At 33.4% G+C, this 24,889-nt stretch carries 20 protein-coding genes; 8 read left to right on the top strand and 12 right to left on the bottom strand.

Annotation, left to right across the window (positions count from 1 at the left end; translation table 11 throughout):
- Positions 1 to 58: 58 nt before the first annotated feature.
- The gene (locus tag ACSV4D_RS10385; RefSeq protein ID WP_439228229.1) at positions 59 to 1,477 is read right to left on the bottom strand and encodes an OmpA family protein; all 1,419 of its coding nucleotides are present in this window, start codon (positions 1,475 to 1,477) and stop codon (positions 59 to 61) included.
- Positions 1,478 to 1,673: 196 nt separating this feature from the next.
- Positions 1,674 to 4,847, bottom strand: coding sequence for a UvrD-helicase domain-containing protein (locus ACSV4D_RS10380; RefSeq protein WP_439228228.1), 3,174 nt, complete (start codon positions 4,845 to 4,847; stop codon positions 1,674 to 1,676).
- A gap of 211 nt (positions 4,848 to 5,058) precedes the next feature.
- On the opposite strand from ACSV4D_RS10380, the gene rbfA reads away from it, so the two are divergent.
- Both rbfA and ACSV4D_RS10370 read left to right on the top strand, forming a co-directional pair.
- Positions 5,059 to 5,451, top strand: coding sequence for a 30S ribosome-binding factor RbfA (rbfA, locus tag ACSV4D_RS10375; RefSeq protein ID WP_408079962.1), 393 nt, complete (start codon positions 5,059 to 5,061; stop codon positions 5,449 to 5,451).
- A 4-nt stretch (positions 5,452 to 5,455) separates the two neighbouring features.
- On the top strand, positions 5,456 to 6,655 hold the full coding sequence (locus ACSV4D_RS10370; protein ID WP_439228227.1) for an ABC transporter permease: 1,200 nt from the start codon (positions 5,456 to 5,458) through the stop codon (positions 6,653 to 6,655).
- A gap of 26 nt (positions 6,656 to 6,681) precedes the next feature.
- Here the strand turns inward: ACSV4D_RS10370 and dusB are convergent, their stop codons facing one another.
- From dusB to ACSV4D_RS10355, 3 genes are read right to left on the bottom strand one after another with little or no spacing between them, the layout of a single operon-like run.
- Positions 6,682 to 7,674 (bottom strand): tRNA dihydrouridine synthase DusB, encoded by a 993-nt coding sequence (gene dusB / locus ACSV4D_RS10365; RefSeq protein WP_439228226.1) that lies wholly within the window; start codon positions 7,672 to 7,674, stop codon positions 6,682 to 6,684.
- A gap of 41 nt (positions 7,675 to 7,715) precedes the next feature.
- Entirely contained in the window at positions 7,716 to 8,483 is a 768-nt protein-coding gene (locus ACSV4D_RS10360; RefSeq protein ID WP_439228225.1) for a TIGR03915 family putative DNA repair protein, read from the bottom strand.
- Entirely contained in the window at positions 8,461 to 9,741 is a 1,281-nt protein-coding gene (locus ACSV4D_RS10355) for a putative DNA modification/repair radical SAM protein (protein ID WP_439228224.1), read from the bottom strand. Before ACSV4D_RS10355 ends, ACSV4D_RS10360 begins: the two co-directional genes overlap by 23 nt.
- Before the next feature lie 192 nt (positions 9,742 to 9,933).
- Between ACSV4D_RS10355 and lepA the strand changes: the two genes are divergently transcribed.
- The 3 genes from lepA (at position 9,934) to ACSV4D_RS10340 (ending at position 14,255) form a co-directional block, all read left to right on the top strand.
- Positions 9,934 to 11,730: a translation elongation factor 4 gene (gene lepA / locus ACSV4D_RS10350; protein ID WP_408079970.1), complete on the top strand. Its 1,797-nt coding sequence runs from the start codon at positions 9,934 to 9,936 to the stop codon at positions 11,728 to 11,730.
- A 103-nt stretch (positions 11,731 to 11,833) separates the two neighbouring features.
- Positions 11,834 to 13,255 carry a hypothetical protein gene (locus tag ACSV4D_RS10345; protein WP_439228223.1) on the top strand — a complete coding sequence of 474 codons (1,422 nt, stop codon included), beginning with the start codon at positions 11,834 to 11,836 and terminating at the stop codon, positions 13,253 to 13,255.
- Positions 13,256 to 13,298: 43 nt separating this feature from the next.
- On the top strand, positions 13,299 to 14,255 hold the full coding sequence (locus tag ACSV4D_RS10340) for a helix-turn-helix transcriptional regulator (protein ID WP_439228222.1): 957 nt from the start codon (positions 13,299 to 13,301) through the stop codon (positions 14,253 to 14,255).
- Positions 14,256 to 14,297: 42 nt separating this feature from the next.
- On the opposite strand, the gene ACSV4D_RS10335 is transcribed toward ACSV4D_RS10340, so the two are convergent.
- Together ACSV4D_RS10335 and ACSV4D_RS10330 are read right to left on the bottom strand one after the other, a co-directional pair.
- Complete coding sequence (locus ACSV4D_RS10335) at positions 14,298 to 14,777, bottom strand: DinB family protein (protein ID WP_408079974.1); 480 nt, start codon at positions 14,775 to 14,777, stop codon at positions 14,298 to 14,300.
- A gap of 72 nt (positions 14,778 to 14,849) precedes the next feature.
- Complete coding sequence (locus ACSV4D_RS10330) at positions 14,850 to 15,773, bottom strand: 1-phosphofructokinase family hexose kinase (RefSeq protein ID WP_439228221.1); 924 nt, start codon at positions 15,771 to 15,773, stop codon at positions 14,850 to 14,852.
- A gap of 152 nt (positions 15,774 to 15,925) precedes the next feature.
- Here ACSV4D_RS10330 and thiL point away from each other — a divergent pair, with 152 nt between their 5' ends.
- Positions 15,926 to 16,978, top strand: a complete 1,053-nt coding sequence (thiL, locus tag ACSV4D_RS10325; protein WP_439228220.1) for a thiamine-phosphate kinase — start codon at positions 15,926 to 15,928, stop codon at positions 16,976 to 16,978.
- 64 nt (positions 16,979 to 17,042) lie between these two features.
- Here thiL and ACSV4D_RS10320 read toward each other — a convergent pair whose 3' ends face one another.
- The 5 genes from ACSV4D_RS10320 to ACSV4D_RS10300 form a co-directional block, all read right to left on the bottom strand.
- Positions 17,043 to 17,732 (bottom strand): response regulator, encoded by a 690-nt coding sequence (locus tag ACSV4D_RS10320; protein ID WP_408079978.1) that lies wholly within the window; start codon positions 17,730 to 17,732, stop codon positions 17,043 to 17,045.
- Between the two features lie 22 nt (positions 17,733 to 17,754).
- Positions 17,755 to 19,809: a tetratricopeptide repeat-containing sensor histidine kinase gene (locus ACSV4D_RS10315; protein ID WP_439228219.1), complete on the bottom strand. Its 2,055-nt coding sequence runs from the start codon at positions 19,807 to 19,809 to the stop codon at positions 17,755 to 17,757.
- 99 nt (positions 19,810 to 19,908) lie between these two features.
- Complete coding sequence (locus tag ACSV4D_RS10310) at positions 19,909 to 20,160, bottom strand: hypothetical protein (protein WP_439228218.1); 252 nt, start codon at positions 20,158 to 20,160, stop codon at positions 19,909 to 19,911.
- Positions 20,161 to 20,337: 177 nt separating this feature from the next.
- Complete coding sequence (locus tag ACSV4D_RS10305; protein ID WP_439228217.1) at positions 20,338 to 21,174, bottom strand: LytR/AlgR family response regulator transcription factor; 837 nt, start codon at positions 21,172 to 21,174, stop codon at positions 20,338 to 20,340.
- 358 nt (positions 21,175 to 21,532) lie between these two features.
- The gene (locus ACSV4D_RS10300) at positions 21,533 to 23,074 is read right to left on the bottom strand and encodes a glycine--tRNA ligase (protein WP_439228216.1); all 1,542 of its coding nucleotides are present in this window, start codon (positions 23,072 to 23,074) and stop codon (positions 21,533 to 21,535) included.
- A 98-nt stretch (positions 23,075 to 23,172) separates the two neighbouring features.
- Between ACSV4D_RS10300 and ACSV4D_RS10295 the strand changes: the two genes are divergently transcribed.
- Both ACSV4D_RS10295 and ACSV4D_RS10290 read left to right on the top strand, forming a co-directional pair.
- A complete protein-coding gene (locus tag ACSV4D_RS10295; protein WP_439228215.1) occupies positions 23,173 to 23,856 on the top strand; it encodes a ComF family protein in 684 nt (227 codons plus the stop codon).
- 182 nt (positions 23,857 to 24,038) lie between these two features.
- On the top strand, positions 24,039 to 24,647 hold the full coding sequence (locus tag ACSV4D_RS10290) for a superoxide dismutase (protein ID WP_408079990.1): 609 nt from the start codon (positions 24,039 to 24,041) through the stop codon (positions 24,645 to 24,647).
- The last annotated feature ends 242 nt before the right edge of the window (positions 24,648 to 24,889 follow it).

Genomic DNA, 24,889 nt, shown 5'->3' with positions numbered 1-24,889 from the left:
AAAAATAAAAAAACGCCCCGATAAATCGAGGCGTTTCCTATAAATATTTAGAAAGAAATTATTTGATTAATTTCACTTCTGTTCTTCTGTTTAATGCTTTACCAGCAGCAGTTTTATTAGTTGCAATTGGCATAGTTTCTCCAAAACCTGAAGATCTAAGTCTATCAGCAGCAATTCCATTTTCAATTAAATAATTTTTAACTGCAGCAGCTCTGTTTTCAGATAAAGTCTGGTTCATTTCATTACTACCATCACTATCACAATGACCTTCGATCATAAATCTTGAATTAGGATATTCTTTTAAGATTGAAGTTATTGATTGTAAAACTGTGTATGTACCTTTTTTGAAAGTAGATTTACCAGAATCAAACAAGATTGTTTTACCATAGTTATTTAAAGTTTTAATAACCTCTTCTGAAACTTCCGGACAACCATTGTTACTAGCAGGACCAGCAACTTCAGGACATTTATCATCTTTATCAGCTACACCGTCTTTATCAGTATCCGGCCAAGGACAACCTGCATTTTCTTTTGGACCTGCAACATCCGGACATTTGTCATCTTTATCAGCTACACCGTCTTTATCAGCATCCGGACAACCTTTTAAAGAAGCTAATCCAGCAACATTAGGACATTCGTCTTCTGCATCAGTAACTCCGTCACCGTCAGCATCAGGACAACCTTTTAAAGAAGCAATACCTGCAACTTCAGGACAAGCATCTTCTGAGTCGATGATTCCGTCTCCGTCAGTATCAGGACAACCATTGAATTCTTTCAAACCTGCAACTTCAGGACAAGCATCATCTTTATCGTATACTCCATCACCGTCTGTATCTTTTCCACCAAATTTGAAAACGATACCTGCTGTATGCTGAAAGTGAGAACGAACTAAATCAGAACTTCCATCAAATGCTTTTTTGTATGAAGACCCAAGTGCTAAACCAACATTTTCAGTAAACCAAAAAGTTAAACCTGCACCTGCATTTACAGTACCAAAACTGCTGTCTCCTAAGAAAGTATACCCTCCGCCTACGTGTAAGCTTGGATCAATTACTTTAGAATTGATTAACTCCATGAAACTGTATTTCACTTTTCCATCAATTCCATAATACATTAAATCACCAGGATTGGTAACAACCATCCCTCTTGAATCACTCATTGGATCCATTGGATCAAAAACAACAAGTTTGTCAATTTTGTTAACTGACCCCTGAAGTCCAAAAGAAAAACCACTACCAAGGTAACGGGACACACTTAAATACGACACAGAAGGAAGGATATTCCAGTTGTCTTTCACGTCAAATGGCTGAGAAAAATGTTGTTGGAACCAACCAACATGTTCCGGCCCGGCGCTTGTTCTTGTATCAACGGCATTTACCCCAAATTCTATTGCCCATGGGTTGTTGATGTCCTGTGCGTGAGAACTAATTCCCATCAACATTATAACAGCAACAAAAAGTTTGCTAAGATGTTTCATACTTAAAATTTTTAATTACAATTTAGTTAATTATAAACAAAAGTAACGCGTAATTCTTTAACTACAAAATAGAATGTTAAAAAAAAGCAATTATTCAGGCTATTAACTACCTCAAACGCATACACATTACATAAAAAAAGGACGGAAATTTTACAAATCAATAAATTTCAAAAAACAAAGTGGCATTATGCTTACATTAAAAATAGACTATCTCAATTTTTTCACTGATATAGACTAAAGCTTTCTTACTGACTTTTAATCCCATGCCCTCAATGGCAATTTGATAATCTTCTAATTGCTTCTGATACTCTACATTATGAATTCCGGTCTTATAATCCAGTAAAAAAACTTCTTTATCTTTATTAATTACCATTCGGTCTGGCTTTATTATTCTTCCTTCTTTCTGAATAACAGTCTGCTCATTTAAGACTTCATTCCCTTCAGCAAAGAACAATGCTAATCTTTCCTGATGAACAATATTGCGGATTGTATTACACACTAATTCTCTTTGAGAAAAATTAATTAAGCCGTTTTCAACTGCCTTATCAATAGCCAGATCAATATCTTTTTTTGTTTTTATAAATGACAAAATTTCATGTATCACATTACCATATTCTATTGATTCCTGCTGATGTGTTCCCCACATAAGAGCTTCTCTCTGAGCAATTTTTATATTTTTAGGATTCAATGTATGCATAACATTTTTTATTGTTTTCGAAGTATCAGCATATTTGGATTCTGAAGAAATTTTCTTTTTATCTCCAAACTCATACTCCGATATTTCTTCCTGAAACAGCCCTTTATTTTCTAAATAATTAATAAAAAAAGCAGACATATCATTAGATTTTACTTCTCCTTTGGCTGTCAGGTTTTTATTTGAGATTACAAACAATTGCTCCTCGGCACGTGTCAATGCCACATACAACACATTTATATTATCTAATAATTCTTCTTGTTTTTTCTGACTGTATACCGATTTTGCTTCTTTACCAAAACCCTCCACAGCACTACTATTATCAATCAAAGCTTTAGGCATCCCTAAGTCCATTTCCTGAGCATCCAGCCAAAGTTTGTCTTTTGGTTTTCTGCTGTAATCTTCTTCTGCAAAAGGCATAATTACCACCGGAAACTCCAAACCTTTTGATTTATGTATGGTCATAATTCGCACTGCATTATTTCCTTCAGGCGACGGAATACTGTATTTAGCACCATTTTTATCCCAAAAATCAAGAAAGTCAGCTATTCCTGCCTGATTTCGCACGTCACGTTCCAGTACTATATCTAAGAAATACTGAACATACGCATTACCTATTTGACTAGTATCCGAAAGGAATTTAGACACAATAATCTCCACCGCTTCGTATAAAGACTTTTTTCGAATGTTCTGAAACGACAGCGAAATGTCAAAACTCAACAACCACTGTTCAAAATCTTTTTCTTGTTTTTGCTCCATTCCTTGGGCTATAAAATCATGAACAGCTAATTGATCCTGAACATTTACCGCAACATAATACAAGAAATAAGCTTTTGATTCTAAATCGGCATTGTTTTTAAGGTATTTCAAAAGACAAATGATTAGGCGAACTTCGGTTGCGTTTTGAATCATTAATGTTTCTGATGACAACAAAGGAATTCCCTGCTCAGTCAAATAATTAGCCACTGCAATTCCCTGATCTCTTTTACGTGTCAGAATCACAATATCTTTGTATTCAAAACCTTCTTGTAAAACTTTCTGAATGGTATTTAAAGTGGCTAAAACATACAATTCCGTTTTATCCAATGCTTCTTTGTCTGCTTCTGCAGCTTCTATTTTAGGGATAAAAGAAATATTTACATAACCTCCTTTTTTGGAATTGAAATGTTGGTGACTGTGATTTTCATATAAATCTTTGTAATCTGCATTTTCGAATTCAGCTGAAATTAATTTAAAAAAATCATTATTGAATTCGATTACTTCGGAATACGAACGATAATTGGTATCTAAATGCTCAATATTTTTATCCGGATTATTAAACGGATTCTTGTCTTTACTTAGTTCGATAAACTGCTCTGCTTTTCCTCCACGCCATCGATAAATAGATTGTTTGGGATCGCCCACAATCATTAATGTTCCTTTGTTTCCATAATCGTCCTGACCGGAAAGTGCATTATCAATAAGCGGAATCAGGTTTTGCCATTGCATCTCTGAAGTATCCTGAAATTCGTCAATAAAAAAGTGACGGTATCTTTCTCCCAATCGTTCATATATAAAAGGAGCAGGCTGATTTTGAATTTCGCGATGAATTATGGCATTAAATTCCGAAATAGAAAGCACATTTTGCTCTTCCTGAATTTTAGCCAATTCATTACTTACGGTATTCAGTAACGAAAGCGGGGTAATATTTTTTAGAAAAGCTTTATAGAAATTTACTTTTTCATTATTCACATAAACTTTTTCAAGTAACAAAAGTAACTCAGGAATAATTTGTTCAATTAAAAACTGATCTTTAGCCCCCTTTTTAATTTTTATTGATTCAAAAGTTTCAAATTTATGATTACTTTGCTTCACATCATTTTTAGCAATAAAATCTAAATGCTTTGGAAATGTTCCATAAGGAAACGATTTTAAATCGATTCCGTTATTTTCAATTTGTAATAAAGCATTTTCAGCCAAAGTCGCATTTTCTTTTTCTAATTCTTTAGAAACTGCAATTAACTTCTTTTTTATTTCAACAAATTCAGTGATGGATTTATCATGAAATTGTATAATTTCATTTCGATTATTTTCATTTAGAACCAATTTTCCGGTTTCCAGAATTTCTCTGGAAATATCCCAGGATTTATCATCATCGGTTTTTTCCATTGTAAAATCAATGAGTAATCTGGTCAGGGTTTCATCTTCACCAGCCTGAGCAATAATTGCATCAATGGCTTCTGTTAATAAATTTTCGGTATCCAGAGTGACTTCGAAAGTCATGGGTAAATTTAAATCGTGAGCAAAAGCACGAATCACTTTATGCGTAAACTTATCAATGGTTGAAATATCAAAAGCGGCATAATTATGAATAATATGCTTGATAATTTGCTGCGATTTGATTTTAATTTGAACAAGAGATAATTTAGTTTCCCAATCTTTAGTATCATGAACTAAATCCAGCATTAAATCCAGTGCTTTTTTAGAAGGCTCATCCTTAGCAAATTCAGACAAACTCCCCACAATCCGGCTTTTCATTTCGTGCACCGCTTTATTGGTAAAAGTGATAGCTAAAATATTACGATAGGCATCATTTTTTGGAGAAGTAAGAATGATTTTTAAATATTCTTTGACCAGAGTATAGGTTTTACCGGAACCTGCTGATGCGTCGTAAATTGAAAAAGAGTGTCTTTGCATTTTGGATTTTGGTTGCTGATTAACGATTTTTTAATTTTAGAATGAAACTACTAACTTTAAATATGCCCTAGCCCCGATAGCAGTGGAAATCCTTTTCCTGTCTCTTTTTTTTGAGACAGGAAAAGATTGAAACGAATAGCGGGAAACAGCTCCTGAAAATCAGAAATTATAAAATTGCTTATTTAATCTTTAAAAGTAGTATTTTTGCACTATGGAAACAAACAGACAGAAAAAAATAGGCGGAGTTATCCAAAAAGATTTGGTGGATATTCTGCAAGGTGAAGTGAGAAAAAATGGCGTTAGCAATTTGGTTATTTCGGTATCCAAAGTATCGGTAACATCCGATTTATCTGTGGCTACAGTATATTTGAGTATTTTTCCACAGGAAAAAGCACAGGAAACATTAGAAGGAATAAAATCGAATACTCCATTGATTAAGCATGACTTAGCACAAAGAGTACGTAAGCAATTGCGCAGAGTTCCTAATTTAGTTTTCTTCATAGATGACTCATTGGATTATATAGAAAAAATAGATAATGCCTTGAAAAATCAGGAAAATCCAATTGAAAACAGAGATTTATTAGACAAAAGAAGACAATTTTAAGCATTTGAATTTTCCGCTATACATAGCCAAACGTTACATTCGTAGCAATAGTAAAAATAATGCCATCAACATTATTAATCGCATTGCGAGTATGGGAATTATTGTGGGTGCCCTAGCATTGTTTGTGGTACTGTCGGTTTTTAGCGGACTAAAGGTTTTTAGTCTTTCATTTAGTAATGACATCGACCCCGATTTAAAAATTTCGGGCACTATAGGAAAGTCTTTTTTTATAACTCCTGAGCAAGAGGCTCAGATTAAGAAAATTGAAGGTATAGTTTCTTATTCAAAAGTTATTGAAGAACGTGTTTTATTTACTTTTGACGACAAACAGGAAGTAACCTACTTAAAAGGTGTTGACCCGAACTACAGCAAGGTAAACAACACCAAAAAAATCATTTACAACGGACAATGGCTTGAAGAAAATACCTATCAGGTGGTTGTAGGCTTTGGTCTGGTTCAAAAATTATCTTTAGGTCTGATGGATTTCAATAAGCATTTGGAAGTTTTAGTTCCAAAAGCAGGAAAAGGCACTATTGAAAATGCAGAACAAGCTTTTAATAAACAGGAAATTTTTCCCGTAGGGATTTACGCCATCAATGAGGATTTAGATTCTAAATATGTTTTTGCCGACTTAGGTTTGGCGCAAGAATTATTAGAATACAAAAGCAATCAGATTTCAGGTATTGAATTAAAAGAAAAACCCAATGCCGACGAAAATGTTATTATTCAAAAACTGAACAGTATTTTCAAAGGAAAAGTAACAATAAAAAACAGAGCGCAACTTAATGAATCGCTCTACAAAATGCTCAATACAGAAAATATTGCGGTTTATCTGATATTTACTTTAGTTATTGTAGTGGCTCTTTTTAACTTAATTGGCGCCTTAATTATGATGGTTTTAGACAAAAAAAGCAATTTGAAAACCTTATTTAATTTAGGTGTCGAAATTAAAAACCTGCGTAAAATATTTTTGCTTCAAGGTACTTTATTAAGCTTTTTTGGCGGACTTATAGGACTCACATTAGGAATTATAATTGTACTCATACAACAACAATTTCAGCTTATTATGATTACACCAACATTAGCCTATCCCGTAGTTTTTTCGATAGAAAATGTGGTGATTGTAATGGCAACTATCGTTTTTCTTGGCTTTATCGCTTCATTAATTGCCAGTAGCCGTGTGAGTAAAAGGTTGTTGGAGTAAATCTCAAATACTATTTTATCATTTTTTTATACTACTTCATACCCTGAATAAGCATCCTGAATCTCATCCAAAACGGCGAACAATTCTTCCGGATGGTCCAGAGTCACCAGTTTTTGCTTATATGGTTTAAAAGAATGAATTCCTTTAAAATAATTAGTATAATGCGGTCTGGTTTCAACAATTCCTAATCGTTCGCCTTTCCAGTCCATAGCCCAAATTAAGTGATTACGCACTGCTTCTACTCTGTCGGTCACAGTAGGTTTTGCCAGATGTTCCCCTGTTTTAAAATAATGTTTGATTTCGTTAAAAATCCATGGATAGCCAATAGCGGCACGACCAATCATGATTCCGTCAATACCGTATTCATTTTTATACTGCAATGCTTTTTCAGGAGAATCAATATCTCCGTTTCCAAAAACAGGCATTGTAATTCTGGGGTTATTCTTTACTCGGGCAATGTGTGACCAGTCCGAATGACCTTTGTACATTTGCGCACGAGTCCGGGCATGAATGCTCAATGCAGCAACACCAATATCCTGCAAACGCTCGGCAACCTCATCGATGTTAATCGAATTGTCATCCCATCCCAAACGGGTTTTTACAGTTACCGGTAAATGTGTACTATCAATAACTGCCTTCGTTAAACGAATCATCAAATCGACATCTTTTAAAACTCCTGCTCCAGCTCCTTTGCAAACCACTTTCTTTACAGGACAACCAAAATTAATATCAATTAAATCCGGATTTACCGTCGAAACAATTTTAGATGAAAGTGCCATTGCTTCTTCATCTCCACCAAAAATCTGAATTCCCACTGGTCTTTCGTAATCAAAAATATCCAGTTTCATTCGGCTTTTGATAGCATCACGAATTAGACCTTCAGAAGAAATAAACTCGGAATACATCATATCCGCTCCGTGCATTTTGCATAAACGGCGAAATGGCGGATCACTTACGTCCTCCATTGGAGCCAGTAATAATGGAAAATCGGGTAATTCTATGTTGCCTATCTTTATCATCTTCTGAAATTTGCTGCAAAATTACGGAAATGTTCTCAAGTCTAAAACATTTTCTTTTCGGTAAGGTATTTCCAGTAGCGTTTTGGAACGTGCTGAACGTGAAGCTTAGTGTTTTTTCTTTCCTTAATATTAGTATGGTCAAAATATTCCCACCAAAGTTTCTGGTAGTTGAGTTCAGTTTCTGAAAATACCTGACTGTTTTTAGCGTCTAATGATTTTATATTCAAATCCATTGAAACAATTTCAATATCTTTCAAATCATAATACACTCCGTATTTTCTGCGTAAATCATAAATGAGCCATTTTTGATCCTGATAACGGTTTTTAAAATGCCGGATTATCAAGGTCAGCACATCAAAATCGGGATCAATTTTAGCAAAATAAATTCCGTCTTTTAATTGCTCGAATCTTACAAATGCTTCCATTCGGTGTTTTTCGCGACCAACACTTTTAGTAAGCTGAACAACTTGCAACACATTATCATTAGCAAAATCTTTCAGAATATTGAGCTTAGGATTTTCTACCGAATAATGAATCACATTAAAAAGCACGTCTTCGATTCCTGGTTTTTCAGATAGAAATGCATAAATCAGAGTTCTGACACCATCGCTTTCTAATTGGGTATTGAGTTTTTTTATTACACGATCGGATTTTGAATTATCAGTAATAATTTCAATAGCATCGGCAAAGAGATTTTGCTGCGTATCGTCTTTTTTAATAATTTTTGGATTCGGATATTTGAATTCATAAATTTCAAAAACCGCTGTCAAAAAACCTTCAAAAGTACTATCGTAAGAAAGTAGCGTCATTGAGTAGCAATAATTGGTTATCAAACGGTTTTTCAAATTTGGATTTCATATCCGTCAGAATAATTTCCTTTAAATTCAATGCATTCAGGAATTTTAAATGCGTATTTTCATTGCTGACCGAAATAAAATATCTGGCTCTGTTTACAGCTACTCCAATCTTTTTTAGATGTTCCATTGTCAGATTTTGGAATCGTCTTGCATGAACAATTTTATGTGCTGATTTCACTCCGATTCCCGGCACCCGAAGGATCATTTCCAAAGGCGCATTTTGAATAATTACCGGAAACTGAGTGATATTTCGTAAAGCCCAACCCATTTTTGGGTCGACATCTAAATCCAGAAACGGATTGTCTTTCTCCAGAATTTCATTGGCTTTAAAACCATAAAAACGCATCATCCAGTCGGCCTGATACAATCTGTTTTCCCTAATTAACGGAACCTGTGTGCCTATTGCCGGCAATCGGGTATCATTAGAAATGGGAACATAACCGGAATAATACACCCGTTTCATATTGAAATTAGTATAAAAATGATTGGCAACATGTATGATTTGAAAATCATTTTCCTGTGTGGCGCCCACAATTACTTGTGTGCTTTGCCCCGCCGGTGCAAATTTTGGAGTACTTTTAAATTTTTTCTTTTCTTCTTTGTACTGAATCAACTCATTTTTAACAAAATGCATTGGCTTAATCATGTCCTGATGATTTTTATCCGGTGCCAGTAATTTCAAACCTGATTCTGTTGGAATTTCCAGATTCATACTCAGTCTATCGGCATATAATCCGGCTTCGCGCATTAAATCATCAGAAGCTCCGGGAATACTTTTCAGATGAATGTATCCGTTAAAGTTATGTTCCAAACGTAGTTTTTTGGCAACACGCACCAAACGTTCCATGGTATAATCGGCATTTTTGAAAATTCCGGAACTTAAAAATAAACCTTCAATATAATTTCTTCTGTAAAAATTGATGGTTAAATCGACCACTTCTTCCACGGTAAAAGCAGCCCGCTCAATGTCGTTACTTTTTCTTGTAACACAATAAGCACAATCATAAATACAGAAATTAGTCAGCAAAATTTTAAGAAGTGAAACACAACGTCCGTCTTCAGTATACGTATGACAAATTCCGGAAGCGGAGGAATCTCCGAGACCTTTATTCTTATTTTTACGATTCCCTCCACTGGAAGAGCAGGACACATCATATTTAGCAGCATCTGCAAGAATTTCCAGTTTATTTTTCAGTTTATCGTAATTCACTTATTTTACATTTATGGGGTAACAAATTTAACAATAAAAACAGATTATCTTTTACAGTAACAAACATTTATGATTTGTTTAATCTTTACTATTTATGACTTAAAATATTAATTAAAATGTTAAAAACTTTGAACTATATTTGCATATTGAAATGCTGATGTATATTGGCTATAAATTGATGGATTTACGAAGATGAAACACATAAGAAATTTTTGCATTATTGCTCATATTGACCACGGAAAAAGCACATTGGCAGACCGATTATTAGGAGCGACTCAAACCGTTACTGCCCGTGAAGAAAAAGCACAGTTGCTGGACAACATGGATCTGGAACGCGAACGTGGAATTACAATTAAGAGCCATGCGATTCAGATGGAATACAAATATAAAGGTGAAGAATACATTCTGAACCTGATTGATACTCCCGGGCACGTGGATTTCTCTTATGAAGTTTCCCGTTCTATTGCAGCTTGTGAAGGTGCACTTTTAATTGTAGATGCTGCACAAAGTATTCAGGCGCAAACCATTTCTAATTTATATCTGGCTTTAGAAAATGATCTGGAAATTATTCCTGTTTTAAATAAAGTAGACTTACCATCGGCTAATCCGGAAGAAGTTAGCGATGATATTATTGATTTGCTGGGTTGCAAACTGGAAGATATTATTCATGCTTCCGGTAAAACAGGTTTTGGCGTTGAAAATATTTTATCAGCTATTATCGAGAAAATTCCGCCACCAAAAGGAAATAAAGAAGAACCGTTACAAGCTTTGATTTTTGACTCTCACTACAATCCATTCCGTGGAATTGAGGTTATATTCCGTGTGGTAAACGGAGAAATTAAAAAAGGGCAAAAAATCAAATTCATGGCTACCGGCAATGAATATTTTGCTGACGAAGTAGGAACATTGAAATTAAACCAGGTCCCTAAAAATGTAATTTCTACAGGTGATGTGGGCTATTTAATTTCTGGTATTAAAGAAGCCAAAGAAGTAAAAGTGGGTGACACGATTACCGATGCCAAAGTGCCTACCACTAATATGATTACCGGTTTTGAGGATGTAAAACCAATGGTTTTTGCCGGAATATATCCTGTTGACACTGAAGACTATGAAGATTTACGTTCATCTATGGAAAAATTACAACTGAACGATGCTTCGCTTGTATTTACACCAGAGAGTTCAGCAGCTTTAGGTTTTGGTTTCCGTTGCGGATTCTTAGGAATGTTACATATGGAAATCATCCAGGAACGTTTAGAGCGTGAATTTGACATGACAGTAATCACAACGGTTCCTAACGTTTCGTATCATGCGTTTACTAAAAAAGAACCGGATACTATTTTAATTGTAAACAATCCTTCGGACTTGCCGGAACCATCAAAACTGGACAGAGTGGAAGAACCTTATATCAAAGCCACCATTATTACCAAAGCTGATTTCGTAGGAAACGTAATGAGTTTGTGTATTGAAAAACGCGGATTGATTACCAATCAAACCTATCTAACAACCGAGCGTGTGGAATTGAATTTTGACATGCCACTGGCTGAAATTGTATTTGATTTCTATGATCGTTTGAAAACCGTTTCTAAAGGCTACGCTTCTTTTGATTATTCACCAATAGGAATGCGAACTTCTAAATTGGTTAAACTGGATGTTTTATTGAATGGGCAAAATGTAGATGCCCTTTCTGCTTTGATTCACGAAGACAATGCGTACAACATTGGTAAAAAAATGACTGAAAAATTGCGTGAATTAATCCCAAGACAGCAATTTGACATTCCGATTCAGGCAGCAATTGGAGCAAAAATCATCGCTCGTGAAACGATTAAAGCACTTAGGAAAGACGTTACTGCCAAATGTTATGGTGGAGATATTTCCCGTAAACGTAAACTTTTAGAAAAACAGAAAAAAGGTAAAAAACGTATGAGACAAGTTGGAAACGTTGAAATTCCTCAAGAAGCGTTTATGGCTGTTTTGAAGTTGAATGACTAGTTTTTTTTTAGAAAAAAGAAGAAAGAAACAAGAATAAAGAGAAAACCTGACGATGAAAATTGTCAGGTTTTTTTGTTTATTTTTGGGAGAGAAATGCTTCAATATGATTACAACAGTAACAAATTTTAAAAATAGATTATTAAATGAAAATATTTTTGAAGATGAAACTTTTGATTTAAATGATCAAACAGTAAGCATAAACCGTTTGATGTCCGGATGGATTATCTTAAAAGATTGCACTTTTAATTGTAAAACGTTAGAATTTAAAAAGCTAACAGATAACAATTTAACTTTAAAATTTCAGAATTGCACTTTTAATTGCAATATTAGCTTTTCAGATTGCACTTTTGAAAGTCTATCATTTAAAAACACTAAAGTCCTAAATTCTTTAGAGATAAATAACTTAGAATTACATGACTTAGTTTTTTCTAATGATTTAGATATTGAAAAACCTCAATTAACTTCTGAATTCACAATACGAAAATCGAACATAAACTTTCTATTATTTGAAAAATTAAATCACATTCAAGGAAAACTTCTTTTTTTGGGAAATAAATTTGGAGAAAAAAACGGTGCTTCTTCATTTCAAAATTCAACAATAACAAATGTATTATTTGGCAACAATTCCTTTTTCAATTTTACACACTTTAAAAGAGTTACTTTTAAATCCACAAGAGAATACTCAAAACCAAGGGGGTCTGCCTTTGAATTTCCGGGCTTTTATAAAACCAGCTTTGAAAAAATTTCATTTTCGCAATCTAACTTTAAGTGTAAACTTCAATTTGAAAATTGTGATTTTCTGAGTACATCTTGGTTTGAAGAATGTAATAATATAAATGATTCTGAATTAAGATTTGTTGCTTGTAAATTTGAAAAATATTCATTGTTCGACAACTCCAAATTTAATAGAATTGAAATTCTCCATTCAAAATTTAAAGAAAAAGCTTCATTTGAAAATTTTGAAACAAACTATTTCAAAATCCATCAAGTGACTTTTGCAGAAGCTGCCTATTTTGATGACTTAAATAAATCAAATGAAAAAGTTATTGAAAATTGGGATAGAAAAACCTTAAGAGCTATTAAACGAGAATTAGTTAATACTCATAATCAAATTGATTATTTACGTTTTAAAGCCTATGAATTAAATGCTTATAAAAAAGAAAAAGGTAAAAACTGGAAAGACAACTTAATTTTATTTTTAAACGAGAACTCCAATTATTTTGGATTAGATTGGACAAAAGGAATATGCTTTATATTAAAAACGAGCTTGATGTTTTACCTTTTGTATTTAATCTCATTTATCATAGGAATTAAAGATAGTAGTTATTTGCCTCAAAGTTGCGAAGAATTTCTAGTGATCTATATTAAATTTCTAAACCCTGTTTCATTTCTAAAAACACCGATTGAAGAAGCTGAAAGTTATTTTTTTCCTTTATTATTTTTAAATCTTTCAAAAATATTTGTCTCCTATGGAATTTACCAAACCATTCAAGCATTTAGAAAATTTGGAGTAAACGGAGGATAAAACTTAGTAACTTAGTCGCTTTCAAACTTAGAACCTCCAAAAAATGGACGAAACCCCAAAACGATTTGACCGCATTGTTGCTATTTTGATTCAGTTGCAATCTAAAAAAATTGTAAAAGCACAGGAATTGGCAAATCGTTTTGAGGTGAGTTTACGTACTATTTATCGGGACATTCGCACGCTGGAAGCTTCGGGAGTTCCTATTTACAGTGAAGCCGGAGTGGGTTATGCTTTAATGGAAGGGTACCGATTGCCACCTGTTATGTTTACACGGGAAGAAGCCAGCAGTTTTATTGCTGCCGAAAAACTAATGCAAAAATTCACTGATGAAACCTTAGGAAATCATTATATTTCGGCAATGTATAAACTCAAAGCAGTACTGAGAAGTGATGATAAAGACTGGGTTTCCAGCATTGAATCAAACGTTTTAATGCAATCGGAAGAAAAGCTTTTTAACGATAAATCGCCGGATACTTTAGCAATTCTTTTTGAAAGTATTGCCGAAAAGACCCAAGTTATTCTTTCGTATGAAGCGATTCAATCAGATGGAATTACGGTGCGACATATTGAGCCTGTTGGTGTTTTTCACGACAACAACAATTGGTATATGTTAGGTTATTGTCATTTGCGAAAAGATTATCGTCAGTTTCGGGCTGACAGGGTTCACGGAATCCAAAAAACAGAAATCCCTTTTTCAATAGAACACAATGCTTTAGAAACTTATTTAGATAAAAGCAAAGATGTTTCAACTACCAAAATCAGAATTCGGGTAGAGAAAAAAATTGCTCCGTATCTAAGCCATGAACGGAAATATTATGGATTTGTTGAGGAACAAAAAACAGGAGATCAAATAGAAATGACTTTCATGTCCTGTGATTCTTTAGAAGGATTTTCACGCTGGTACTTAATGTTTGGTGATTATGCCACGATACTGGAACCGGAAAGATTAAAAACCAAAATTTTAGAATTACTGGAAACGAACAAGAAACGGCTGTTATAAAAACTCCTGAAACAAAAATTCATTTCAGGAGTTTTAATCATTTTATCTTTCCCAGAAAAAAGGAGGTTCTATACCTAATGCTCTCAAATAAACATAGCCCTGACCACGGTGATGTACTTCATTATCTATAAAATAGAGAATGTTCTGAATTATTGGAAATTCATATTGACCAAACAAATTAAAGGTTTCATTGAAATCTTCAATCGACAACTGATTCCAATAAGTATTAATTTCAGCAGTCGCTTCATCCCATTTTTCAAGGTATTGCGCTTTGAAAATTAATTTTTCTGTCCCTTCCGTATACGGTTGAATATCACGATTTACAATTCCTTTCATAGCGGGTGCACCAATGGCTAAAAGTTCTTCTGCTAATTTTGAAAAAGGGCGCATTCCTCCAATTGAAAATTCGAAGAAATCTTTCTCCGGAAACAATTCAATCACCCTACGTGTTAAAGCGCGGTGTCCTTGCCAATGTTGCAATAAATCTTCAGGAGTAATTACTTGTGCAGCTAATGTTTTCATAATTTTAAAGTTTTAATTTTTTACTTCTTCAAAATTAGATACGGCTGGTGACAACAGTTTGTCAGTAGTATTTTATTTTTTTTGTAACCACTCAAATAATCGTTCGGCATCGGCTTGTTTAAACAATTGCGTCCCTTCATTCATCGTAGCTGCCGAACCACAAGCCACACCCCAACGAAGTACGTCTTTTAAACTTTTGTTTTGAGACAAAGCCCAAACCATTCCTCCTACCATACTATCTCCGGCTCCTACCGTACTTTTCTTGGCCACATTGGGTGCAGGAACATGTTCGTAACTGTCTTTTGTAATTAATGCAGCTCCTTGCGGACCTAATGAAACCACTACAATTTCGGCACCGCCATCAGCAATGATTTGTTTTGCGGCATCATCAATTTCATTTAATTCTAATAGTTCCCGTCCTATTAGTCGGGCTAATTCGCCCACATTTGGTTTAATTAAATAAACACCTGTTTTTAAAACTTTTTTTAAGGCTTCGCCAGAAGTGTCAACAATTAATTTAGCCGTGGTAGTCTTAGCAATTTCAGGATAGAAATCATCAGACAAACCTTCATTTAAACTTCCACTTAAGACTAGATACTGAGTATCTAAATTGGAAACTAAATCCAAAATTTTTTGCGCTTCCTGAGACAAAATTTTACCACCGGGAAAACCAAAACGGTATTGTGAATTTGTATTATCATCAACAGCTATAAAGTTCTCTCTGGTCCAGGCTTCGACTTCTATAGATTTAGACACAATTCCTTCTTTAGTAATCAGTTCTTCAAGTAATTTACCAGTAAAGCCACCGGCTGTAAAGAGTGCCAGAGAAGTTCCGCCCAATCTTGCAATAGCTTTCGAAACGTTTATTCCACCTCCCCCGGCATCATATCTTGGTACTTCACATCTTATCTTCTGCTCCGGAACTAAACCTTTCAAATGCGTACTTTTATCAATTGCCGGATTGACTGTCAGGGTAACTATATCTAATGATTTCATTTTTATTGCTTTTTAATTGAACTTAAAGATGCAAAAAAATAGCTTATTATTCACCATTTAAAGCGATTCTAATGCCTGATTTTTTAATTAATGAAAACCTTTGCTCCCGAAGCTTTGGGATTGTATCTTTGCTTCTTTGAAACTTACACACTATGATTGAAGATAAAAACCCACAACGTACCAGCATAGCCCAATTGGGTGAATTTGGATTGATAGACCATTTGACTAAAAATTTTGAAATCAATCAGGCTTCTACCTTAAAAGGGATTGGAGACGACGCTGCTGTTTTGGATTTCAAAGACAAAAAAGTGGTTATTTCTACTGATATTATGGTTGAAGGCGTTCATTTTGACCTGGCTTATATGCCGTTGAAACATCTGGGTTACAAAGCTGTTGTTACAAATGTATCCGACATTTGTGCGATGAATGCCAAAGCCACTCAAATCACAGTTTCAATCGCTGTTTCTAATCGTTTCCCGTTGGAAGCCTTAGAAGAATTATTCCAAGGAATTACGCTGGCTGCCAATGAGTACAAAGTAGATGTTATTGGAGGCGACACAACTTCTTCACAAAAAGGATTAATCATCAGTATTACAGTTTTAGGAGAAGCTGATGCAGATGAAATCGTGTATCGAAACGGAGCAAAAGCTACAAATTTATTAGTGGTTACAGGAGATATTGGCGCAGCTTACATGGGGTTACAGGTTTTAGAAAGAGAGAAACAGGTCTTTCAGGTAAATCCAAATTCGCAACCGGATTTAGAATTATATACTTACTTAATTGAACGTCAGTTAAAACCCGAGGCTCGAAAAGATGTTCGTACTTTATTACATGCTTTAGAAATAAAACCAACTTCGATGATTGATATTTCGGACGGATTATCATCAGAAATTTTTCATTTGTGCAAACAATCTAAAGTAGGTTGTAATTTATATGAAGACAAATTGCCTCTTGATCCACAATTTATCAACGTATGCGAGGAATTTGATATCGACAGCACCACTGTTGCCATCAATGGTGGCGAAGACTATGAATTATTATTCACTATCCCGATTGAAGATTTTGATAAAATAAAAGGCAATCCGAATTTCTCCATTATAGGACACATGACTGAAGAAAGTGAAGGAATCCATTTAGTCACACGTGCCAACACAAAAATTCCACTAAAAGCCAGAGGCTGGAATGCATTAAGTGAAAGTGAATAATATTTCACAACAAAGCCAATTCAAAATATTTTGAATTGGCTTTGTTGTGAAAACAAATACCGTTTTAGAAAATCAATCCCATTTTTTTTGCTCCAATTACCAAGTCAGAGTCGTCACCACTTTTTACCTTGAGTAATTCTTTTAAATTAGATTTCCTGACTTCAATAGCATTCAAAGAAATAGGAATATATTGGGGCATATCTTGTAAAGCAGTTCCTTTGGACAAATGAAACAGAATTTGTTTGTCAAACAAATCTATCTCAATATCATTTTCATGTGATTCAAGCATTTCTTTAACCGACTTACTATAATATATTTCGTTTTTTATTACGCAATCAAAGGCTAATAAAAGCTCATCAAAAGTCAAATCATTTTTGATGATTAAGCCATTTGGATTGATTTTACTTATGATGGTTTTTATCTTTAAAAACTCGGTGAACATGGTCAGCAAAATAATCCGGCAATCCGGCATTTTTTCTAAAATTAATTTGGCTAAATCCTCTCCGGAAAAAAGACCTTTCTCTTCATAAGCAGGCATACTGATATCTAAAAAGGCAATATCAAAAAATAAAGAATCGGTATTAGTTATCAAATGATAGGCTGACTCACAATCCTTAGCCTCAAAAATTTCAAAATCGTAATTATCGGGGCTGTATCTTGCAATAGCATTTTTATATCCCTGAATTATAAAAGGATGATCATCAACAATTAAAATGTTTTTTTTTAGCCTGGTGGAAGCTGTTTCAGCAGTCATTATTATGTGGTATTTGGTTGTTTTATTCTAACGGAATGCTCACTGTGATTGTTGTCCCTTCTCCTTTTTTAGATTTTACATTAAAATCTCCATTACAATCCTTAGCGCGGGAAATCATATTTTGCAGACCAATTCCTTTCTTTTTCAAATTAACATTGAAACCTACACCATCATCACTTATTGTCAGTACAATATTATTTTCTTGCTTTTTTAACTCCACTTTTACCGTAGTCGCATTAGCATACTTATTAATATTTTGCAAAGATTCCTGAATAATACGGTACAAATTAATCTTTATAGCATTGACAGCTAAGTCCCATTTTATGTTTGAATCGATATTAGTAATCAATTTACAGGCAAAGGTTTTTCTCTGCTCCTCAAAAAGATTATCTACAATAGCAACGAAGTTATTAATTAATTCTGATTTTTCCCTATTCAAATCATGGGAAATTTCACGAATATCCTGTTCAATATTTTTTAATTCTGCTAAATAATCATGTCGTTGGGTAACGGCTAAGTCGTCGTTAAACCGGTTCAGACCTTCTAAGTTCATTCTCACACCGAACATTCTCCCTAAAACACCGTCATGCAATTCCTGAGCAACCCGCTTTTTTTCCTGAACTCTGTTAGCTTCTATTGTATTTTGCTGAGAAATCATCAGGTTATAGATATCTTCATTTGCTTTTTGTTGCTGTTGCTTATACAATAGCTCTCTGTTTTTAGCTTTTTGTGCTTTTATAATATATATAAAAAGACCTAAGATTGTCAAACCACTGAAAAAATAAACTAATTTCCTGTTTTTAGCTTCTAAATCAGAGTTTTCTCCTTTTATCTGATCGGTCTCATATTCTATACGTGAAAATTTTTCTCCTATCTTTCGCTCTTCTCTTTGTAATTGTTCGTTAATTCGTATATATTCTTTTGTATATACAGAAGCATTTTGAGGATCTAAAACAGCCATTTGATTTAAGGCTTTCATAAGATCCCGGGTAACATTTGTACTTCTGGCTAAAGAAAGTGCTTCTTTAGAAAATTGTAATGCTTTTATAGTATCATGATATACACTATAATATTCGGATAAATGAATTTTACTGATAAATATCCCTGATGCTGATTTTAAACCATCTCTTATTTCTAAAGACTCATAAAATAAATTTGGCAATCCTTCCTTATCATTGGATTTTAATTTAGCATATGCAAAATTATCTAATAATGAAGCCTCAATTTTTAAATCTTGATTATCAATCCTTTGCTGTTCAATACCTTTTTCAAAGTAATCCTTAGCCATTTCATAATTATTTAAACTAGAATAGACCATTCCTAAATTCAGATAAGAAATTGCCATAGTCTGACTTTTTCCAATTATCTGCATCTTTTCCAGTGTTTTCAATGCTTTATTATGATAGGAAATCGAATTATCATATTCATTCATACCATTATACACCATTCCTAATATATTATAGGCATCATAATTTACCTCATTAACAGCTTCTTGATTCTTATAGTCTTTAATGATACGTAATGCTTTAAAGACTTCTTTTTCACTACTAATAAAATCCCCAACTCTAAATAATAAATCAGACTTGTTTATTAATGTTTTAGCCAAATCAAATTTATTATTGAGTTTTTCATACATTTTTTCTGCTTTATAATAAAATAAAAAAGAAGAATCAGAAACTAATTTTATTCGATAATAATCACCTAGATAAGTAAAAGCCTTAGCCATACTAACAGTATCACTTACTTTCTCAGAATTTTCTAAAACTAAATTTACCGTTTTACAATATTCTTTCATAAGATTAATATTGTAATATCTATTAGCTACCTTAAAAAGGTTTACCCTGTTTAGTGAATCATTCTCACTATTGGTAACTATTACATTTGCTTTGTAGATATATTCTAATCTTTTTTGTCTTGAAAGATTAAAATCATTCGCTAATGAAAAATATAATGGAAGGCTATCTTTCGAAACATTTGAAATATTTAAAACCGATTTATTATCTGTCTGTTTTTGAGTACACCCAAAATAGACAAATACCATAACCGAAAGAATCAATTTAAGTGTCTTTTTTTCCAATAGTCTTTTCTGTTTGCCAAAAATACTAATTTTAAGTTAACAGCATAAAAAAAGGCTACCAAAATTGGTAGCCTTTATAGATATATATTTTTATGATAATTAGTTATCTGTCTTGATTTGTCTACTTCCTCCATCTATGTTGGAAATATTGTCAGTCTTAATTTGTCTGCTTCCTCCATCTATGTTAGCAATGTTATCAGTTTTGATTTGTCTGCTTCCTCCATCTATGTTAGAAATATTGTCAGTCTTGATTTGTCTGCTTCCTCCATCAATATTTTCAGTTGAAGAAGTGAAAGATGTTAATATCATCATTAAAGAGAATAATCCGATTGTTACGATAGATTTTTTCATAATTTGGGTTTTTATATTTTTGTGTTTTTTTACTTGCTTTTCAAGGATGCTTTATTGCTTTTCCTTGGAGTAAAATTACATACTCAACCCGTGTTTCTATCGTGTTTTCAGGTGTTTATGGTAGATTGTAGTGGTTTGTTAGTGAATGAACCTCAAATTTGGGTAAATGGCCCATTTTTATATTTCAAGATAATTTCCATTAGAAATTTCCGAAATTATTAAGTCAATATTGGATTTATAGGATTTAGAGAAAGGTAATTTTATTGTGGTGTTTTTAATATAACACGATGCATTACCGGTGTGTATTCGGGAGATACAATTGCTATTAACAATATAACTATTATGAATGCGAACAAAAGGATATGGCAAAACCCCTTCAAAAAGTTTAAGAGTTTTAAACGCTGTAACTATTTCACCATTGGTTAAATGTATATCAGTAGAATTATTATCCGCTTGAAAATAGGCAATATCTCTGGTATCTATATACCGGTAATCACCATATGATTTAACACAAAGTATAAGAGGTTCTTCCTGAATTTCCAGAGGTTCAGATCTAACAATATTCGGAACAATTATTTCTTCGGACTCCGGAGCAACTTCTTGAGGATTAATTGTTACAGGCGCTATCTGATCCGTTTTATTAGATTTCCCTATTTTTAACAGTGATTTTACCATATTAGTACGGGTAACGGGCTTGATAAAATAGTCCGATACCTCATATTGGATAGCTTCAAATGCTAATTCTTTTTTAGAAGTTGTTACAATAATTTTAGGAACTACATTTAAATATCTATACAATTCACTTATAAGTGCCAATGATAAATTACTTTTTTTATCAGCTGGTTCAATTTCAAGAAAAATTAATTTTGGCTTGTGTTCAAGAATTAAATTAAGCCCCTCATCATAATTACTGGCAATACCCAAAAATATAAGTTCTGAAAAACCATCTGTGATGCTTTTCGTCTTTTGAGCACTTTCTTTATTATCATCAATTATAATGTATGAATAATTCATATATGGCAATTCCCTATGATTAGGCATAAACAACTATAACACTCGAAACATACACGCTTCAACTATTTATCAAAAAAATTAATGAGGTAGTTTTGGGAAAACGTACTGAATATTTAGTTTAAAAAAATCAACATTCTGAAAGCTAAAAATAAACATTTAACTTATTTTTCACATGAGTTAAGCCGATAAATCGATGAAGTGTAAATACTAATTGATTAAGTGTAAATAAATCCGACTAAGGACAGAAACCATTATTTTTACCTGTATAAATTTTACAATCATTTCTTACGCAGATTGGTGTAAAATTAAAAAAGGCTCCCCGTTTTGGAGAGCCTTGTGCTATTTGCTGTAAAAAAAATTACATTTTCATTAACCAGTTTTTCATCGAAACTTCATTCTCAATAATCGATTTTAAGTCTGAAATTTTAACACGATCCTGTTTCATCGAATCTCGGTGACGAATTGTAACGGTCTCATCTTCGATTGTCTGATGATCTACAGTAATGCAAAAAGGTGTTCCTAATGCATCCTGTCTTCTGTAACGACGGCCTACTGCATCCTTCTCATCATAAGCTACATTGAAATCCCATTTCAAATCAGCAATAATCTGATGTGCAATTTCCGGTAATCCGTCTTTTTTAACTAATGGTAAAACCGCTGCTTTTGTAGGTGCTAAAACTGATGGTAATTTTAAAACTGTTCTTGATGAACCATCTTCTAAAACTTCTTCTTTCAGAGAAGTAGCAAAAACAGCCAGGAACATTCTGTCTAAACCTACTGAAGTTTCCACAACATAAGGCACATAATTCTGATTTAATTCAGCATCAAAATATTGTAGTTTTCTGCCGGAATATTGTTCGTGAGCTTTTAAATCAAAATCTGTACGAGAGTGAATTCCTTCTAATTCTTTAAACCCAAATGGAAAATTGAATTCGATATCAGCCGCTGCATTAGCATAATGCGCTAATTTTTCATGATCATGAAAACGGTAATTCTCTTTTCCTAACCCTAAAGATAAGTGCCATTTTAAACGGGCTTCCTTCCAGAATTCATAGTGTTTCATCTCTTCTCCCGGACGTACAAAAAATTGCATTTCCATTTGTTCAAACTCACGCATACGGAAAATAAACTGTCTTGCAACAATTTCGTTTCTAAACGCCTTACCTGTTTGTGCAATTCCAAAAGGAACTTTCATTCTTCCTGATTTTTGTACATTCAGGAAGTTCACAAAAATTCCCTGAGCCGTTTCGGGACGCAAATACAAATCCATTGCCGAATCAGCCGAAGCCCCTAATTTGGTACCAAACATTAAGTTAAATTGTTTTACTTCTGTCCAGTTTCTGGATCCTGATTCAGGACAGGCAATTTCTAACTCTTCAATTAATGCTTTTACATCTCCTAAATCTTCATTCCCTAAAGAACGCCCCATTCTTTCCAGAATTTCTCTCTCTTTGGCTTTGTACTCAACAACACGGGCATTTGTAGAAACAAATTCCTGCTCATTGAAAGCATCTCCAAAACGGGTACGTGCTTTTTCAATTTCTTTGATTGCTTTTTGATTTAGCTTTTCGGCATAATCTTCAATCAAAACATCGGCTCTGTATCTTTTTTTAGAATCTTTATTATCAATTAACGGATCATTAAAAGCATCTACGTGTCCTGAAGCTTTCCAGGTGGTAGGATGCATTAATATTGCAGCGTCTAAACCTACAATATTTTCATTCATCTGAACCATCGCCTTCCACCAGTATTCACGAATGTTCTTTTTTAATTCCACACCGTTTTGTGCATAATCATATACTGCACTTAAACCATCGTATACTTCGCTTGACGGAAAAATAAATCCGTACTCTTTTGCATGCGAAACTACATTTTTAAATATATCTTCTTGTTTTGCCATAGTGGTGCAAAAATATAAAAAGTGAATTTAAAAAAAAGAAAAAAATTAAAGTTTGAAGCCTTGATTTTTATAATTTTAGAAATAATAAACACTATTATATGTTTCAAAGTATTCTAAATCTGTTTTTCCCTAAATGCTGCTCAGGTTGCGATACTATTTTAATGGCAAATGAAAGCGTAGTTTGCACTCCTTGCCGGCACAATATTCCGCTTACAAATCACCATTTATTAATAGAAAATGAAGCTTACAAGAAATTTTATGGTCGGATTCCTGTAGAATATGCCTCCGCATTTTTATATTTTCACAAAAAAGGAATTGTTCAAAAACTGATTCACAATTTAAAATACAAAGGACATGAAGACATTGGAATTATTTTAGGCCACTGGTATTCAGACGAATTAAAAGAAATCATTCTGACTCTGAATGCAGATGAAATTATTCCCGTACCATTACACCGGAAAAAATTAAAAAAAAGAGGTTATAATCAGGTAAGCACTTTTGGTCAGACACTTTCGGAAAAATTAAATTTAAAATACAATGACGAAATTCTTTTTAGAAAAACCTATTCAAAAACGCAATCTAAAAAAAACTTACTAGGAAGAACAGAAGGCATTGAAACCATTTTTGATGTTCATTACACTTCGAAAGACCATGATAAACACTTTATTATTATTGATGATGTAATTACAACAGGCGCCACACTTGAAGCAGCTGCAAGGGCGTTACTAAAAATTCCTGGAGCTAAAATTAGTATTATTTGCATGGCAATGGCTCAGTCTTAAATTTTACCGGGTCAGAAATATTTAAAAAAACAAGCCACTAATTTTTAGAAAAAAAATTATTTACTCATTAAAATAACAAAAAAATCTATTATTTAATTTATTTAACGAACAAGTATTTCCAATTCCAAACATAAATGTTTAATTTTGGATAAATTATTTTATAAATCTTAAACAAAAATATCATGGCTTTTGAATTACCAAAATTACCTTATGCATATGATGCACTAGAACCACATATTGATGCCCGTACAATGGAAATTCACCATTCAAAGCATCACAATGCTTACACTACTAACCTGAATGCTGCAATTGCCGGTACTGATATGGAAGGCAAAACTATTGAAAACATATTAATTAATCTTGATATGTCAAATGGTGCTGTACGTAATAATGGTGGAGGTTTTTACAATCACAACCTTTTCTGGACAGTTATGGGCCCAAATGGAGGAGGACAACCAACTGGCGAGCTACTTGCTGCTATCGAAGACGCTTTTGGATCATTTGAAGAATTCAAAGCTAAGTTTGCTAAAGCCGGAGCTACTCAGTTTGGTTCAGGATGGGCTTGGTTATGTGTTCAGGAAGGTGGAAAATTAGAAGTATGCGGTACTCCAAATCAGGACAACCCATTAATGCCGGGTGTAGGTTGCGGTGGAACTCCTATTTTAGGAATGGATGTTTGGGAACATGCTTATTACTTAAACTACCAAAATAGAAGACCTGATTATATCGAAGCTTTTTTCAATGTAATTAACTGGACTGAAGTTGCCAGAAGATTTGCTTCTGAAAAATAATCTTTTTTAAAATAAAAGAATATAGAAAATAGACAAATCACTGAAAAAGCTGGTTTGTCTATTTTTTTGCTCTTTCTTTTCTCCTTCCCTTTATCCTATCTTCTTTTTTACCCAGACTTTATCGCAATAAAAAAACGAACAAACTAATTATAATTAGGTCATTCGTCTTTTCTCTTTTCTCTTTTCTCTTTTCTCTTTTCTCTTTTCTCTTTTCTCTTTTCTCTTTTCTCTTTTCTCTTTTC

It is taken from the genome of Flavobacterium sp. ARAG 55.4 (assembly GCF_051846875.1).
Taxonomy (GTDB): Bacteria; Bacteroidota; Bacteroidia; order Flavobacteriales; family Flavobacteriaceae; genus Flavobacterium; species Flavobacterium plantiphilum.
The sequence above is the reverse complement of the archived record's forward strand: the minus strand, read 5'-3'. Positions and strand labels throughout refer to the sequence as shown.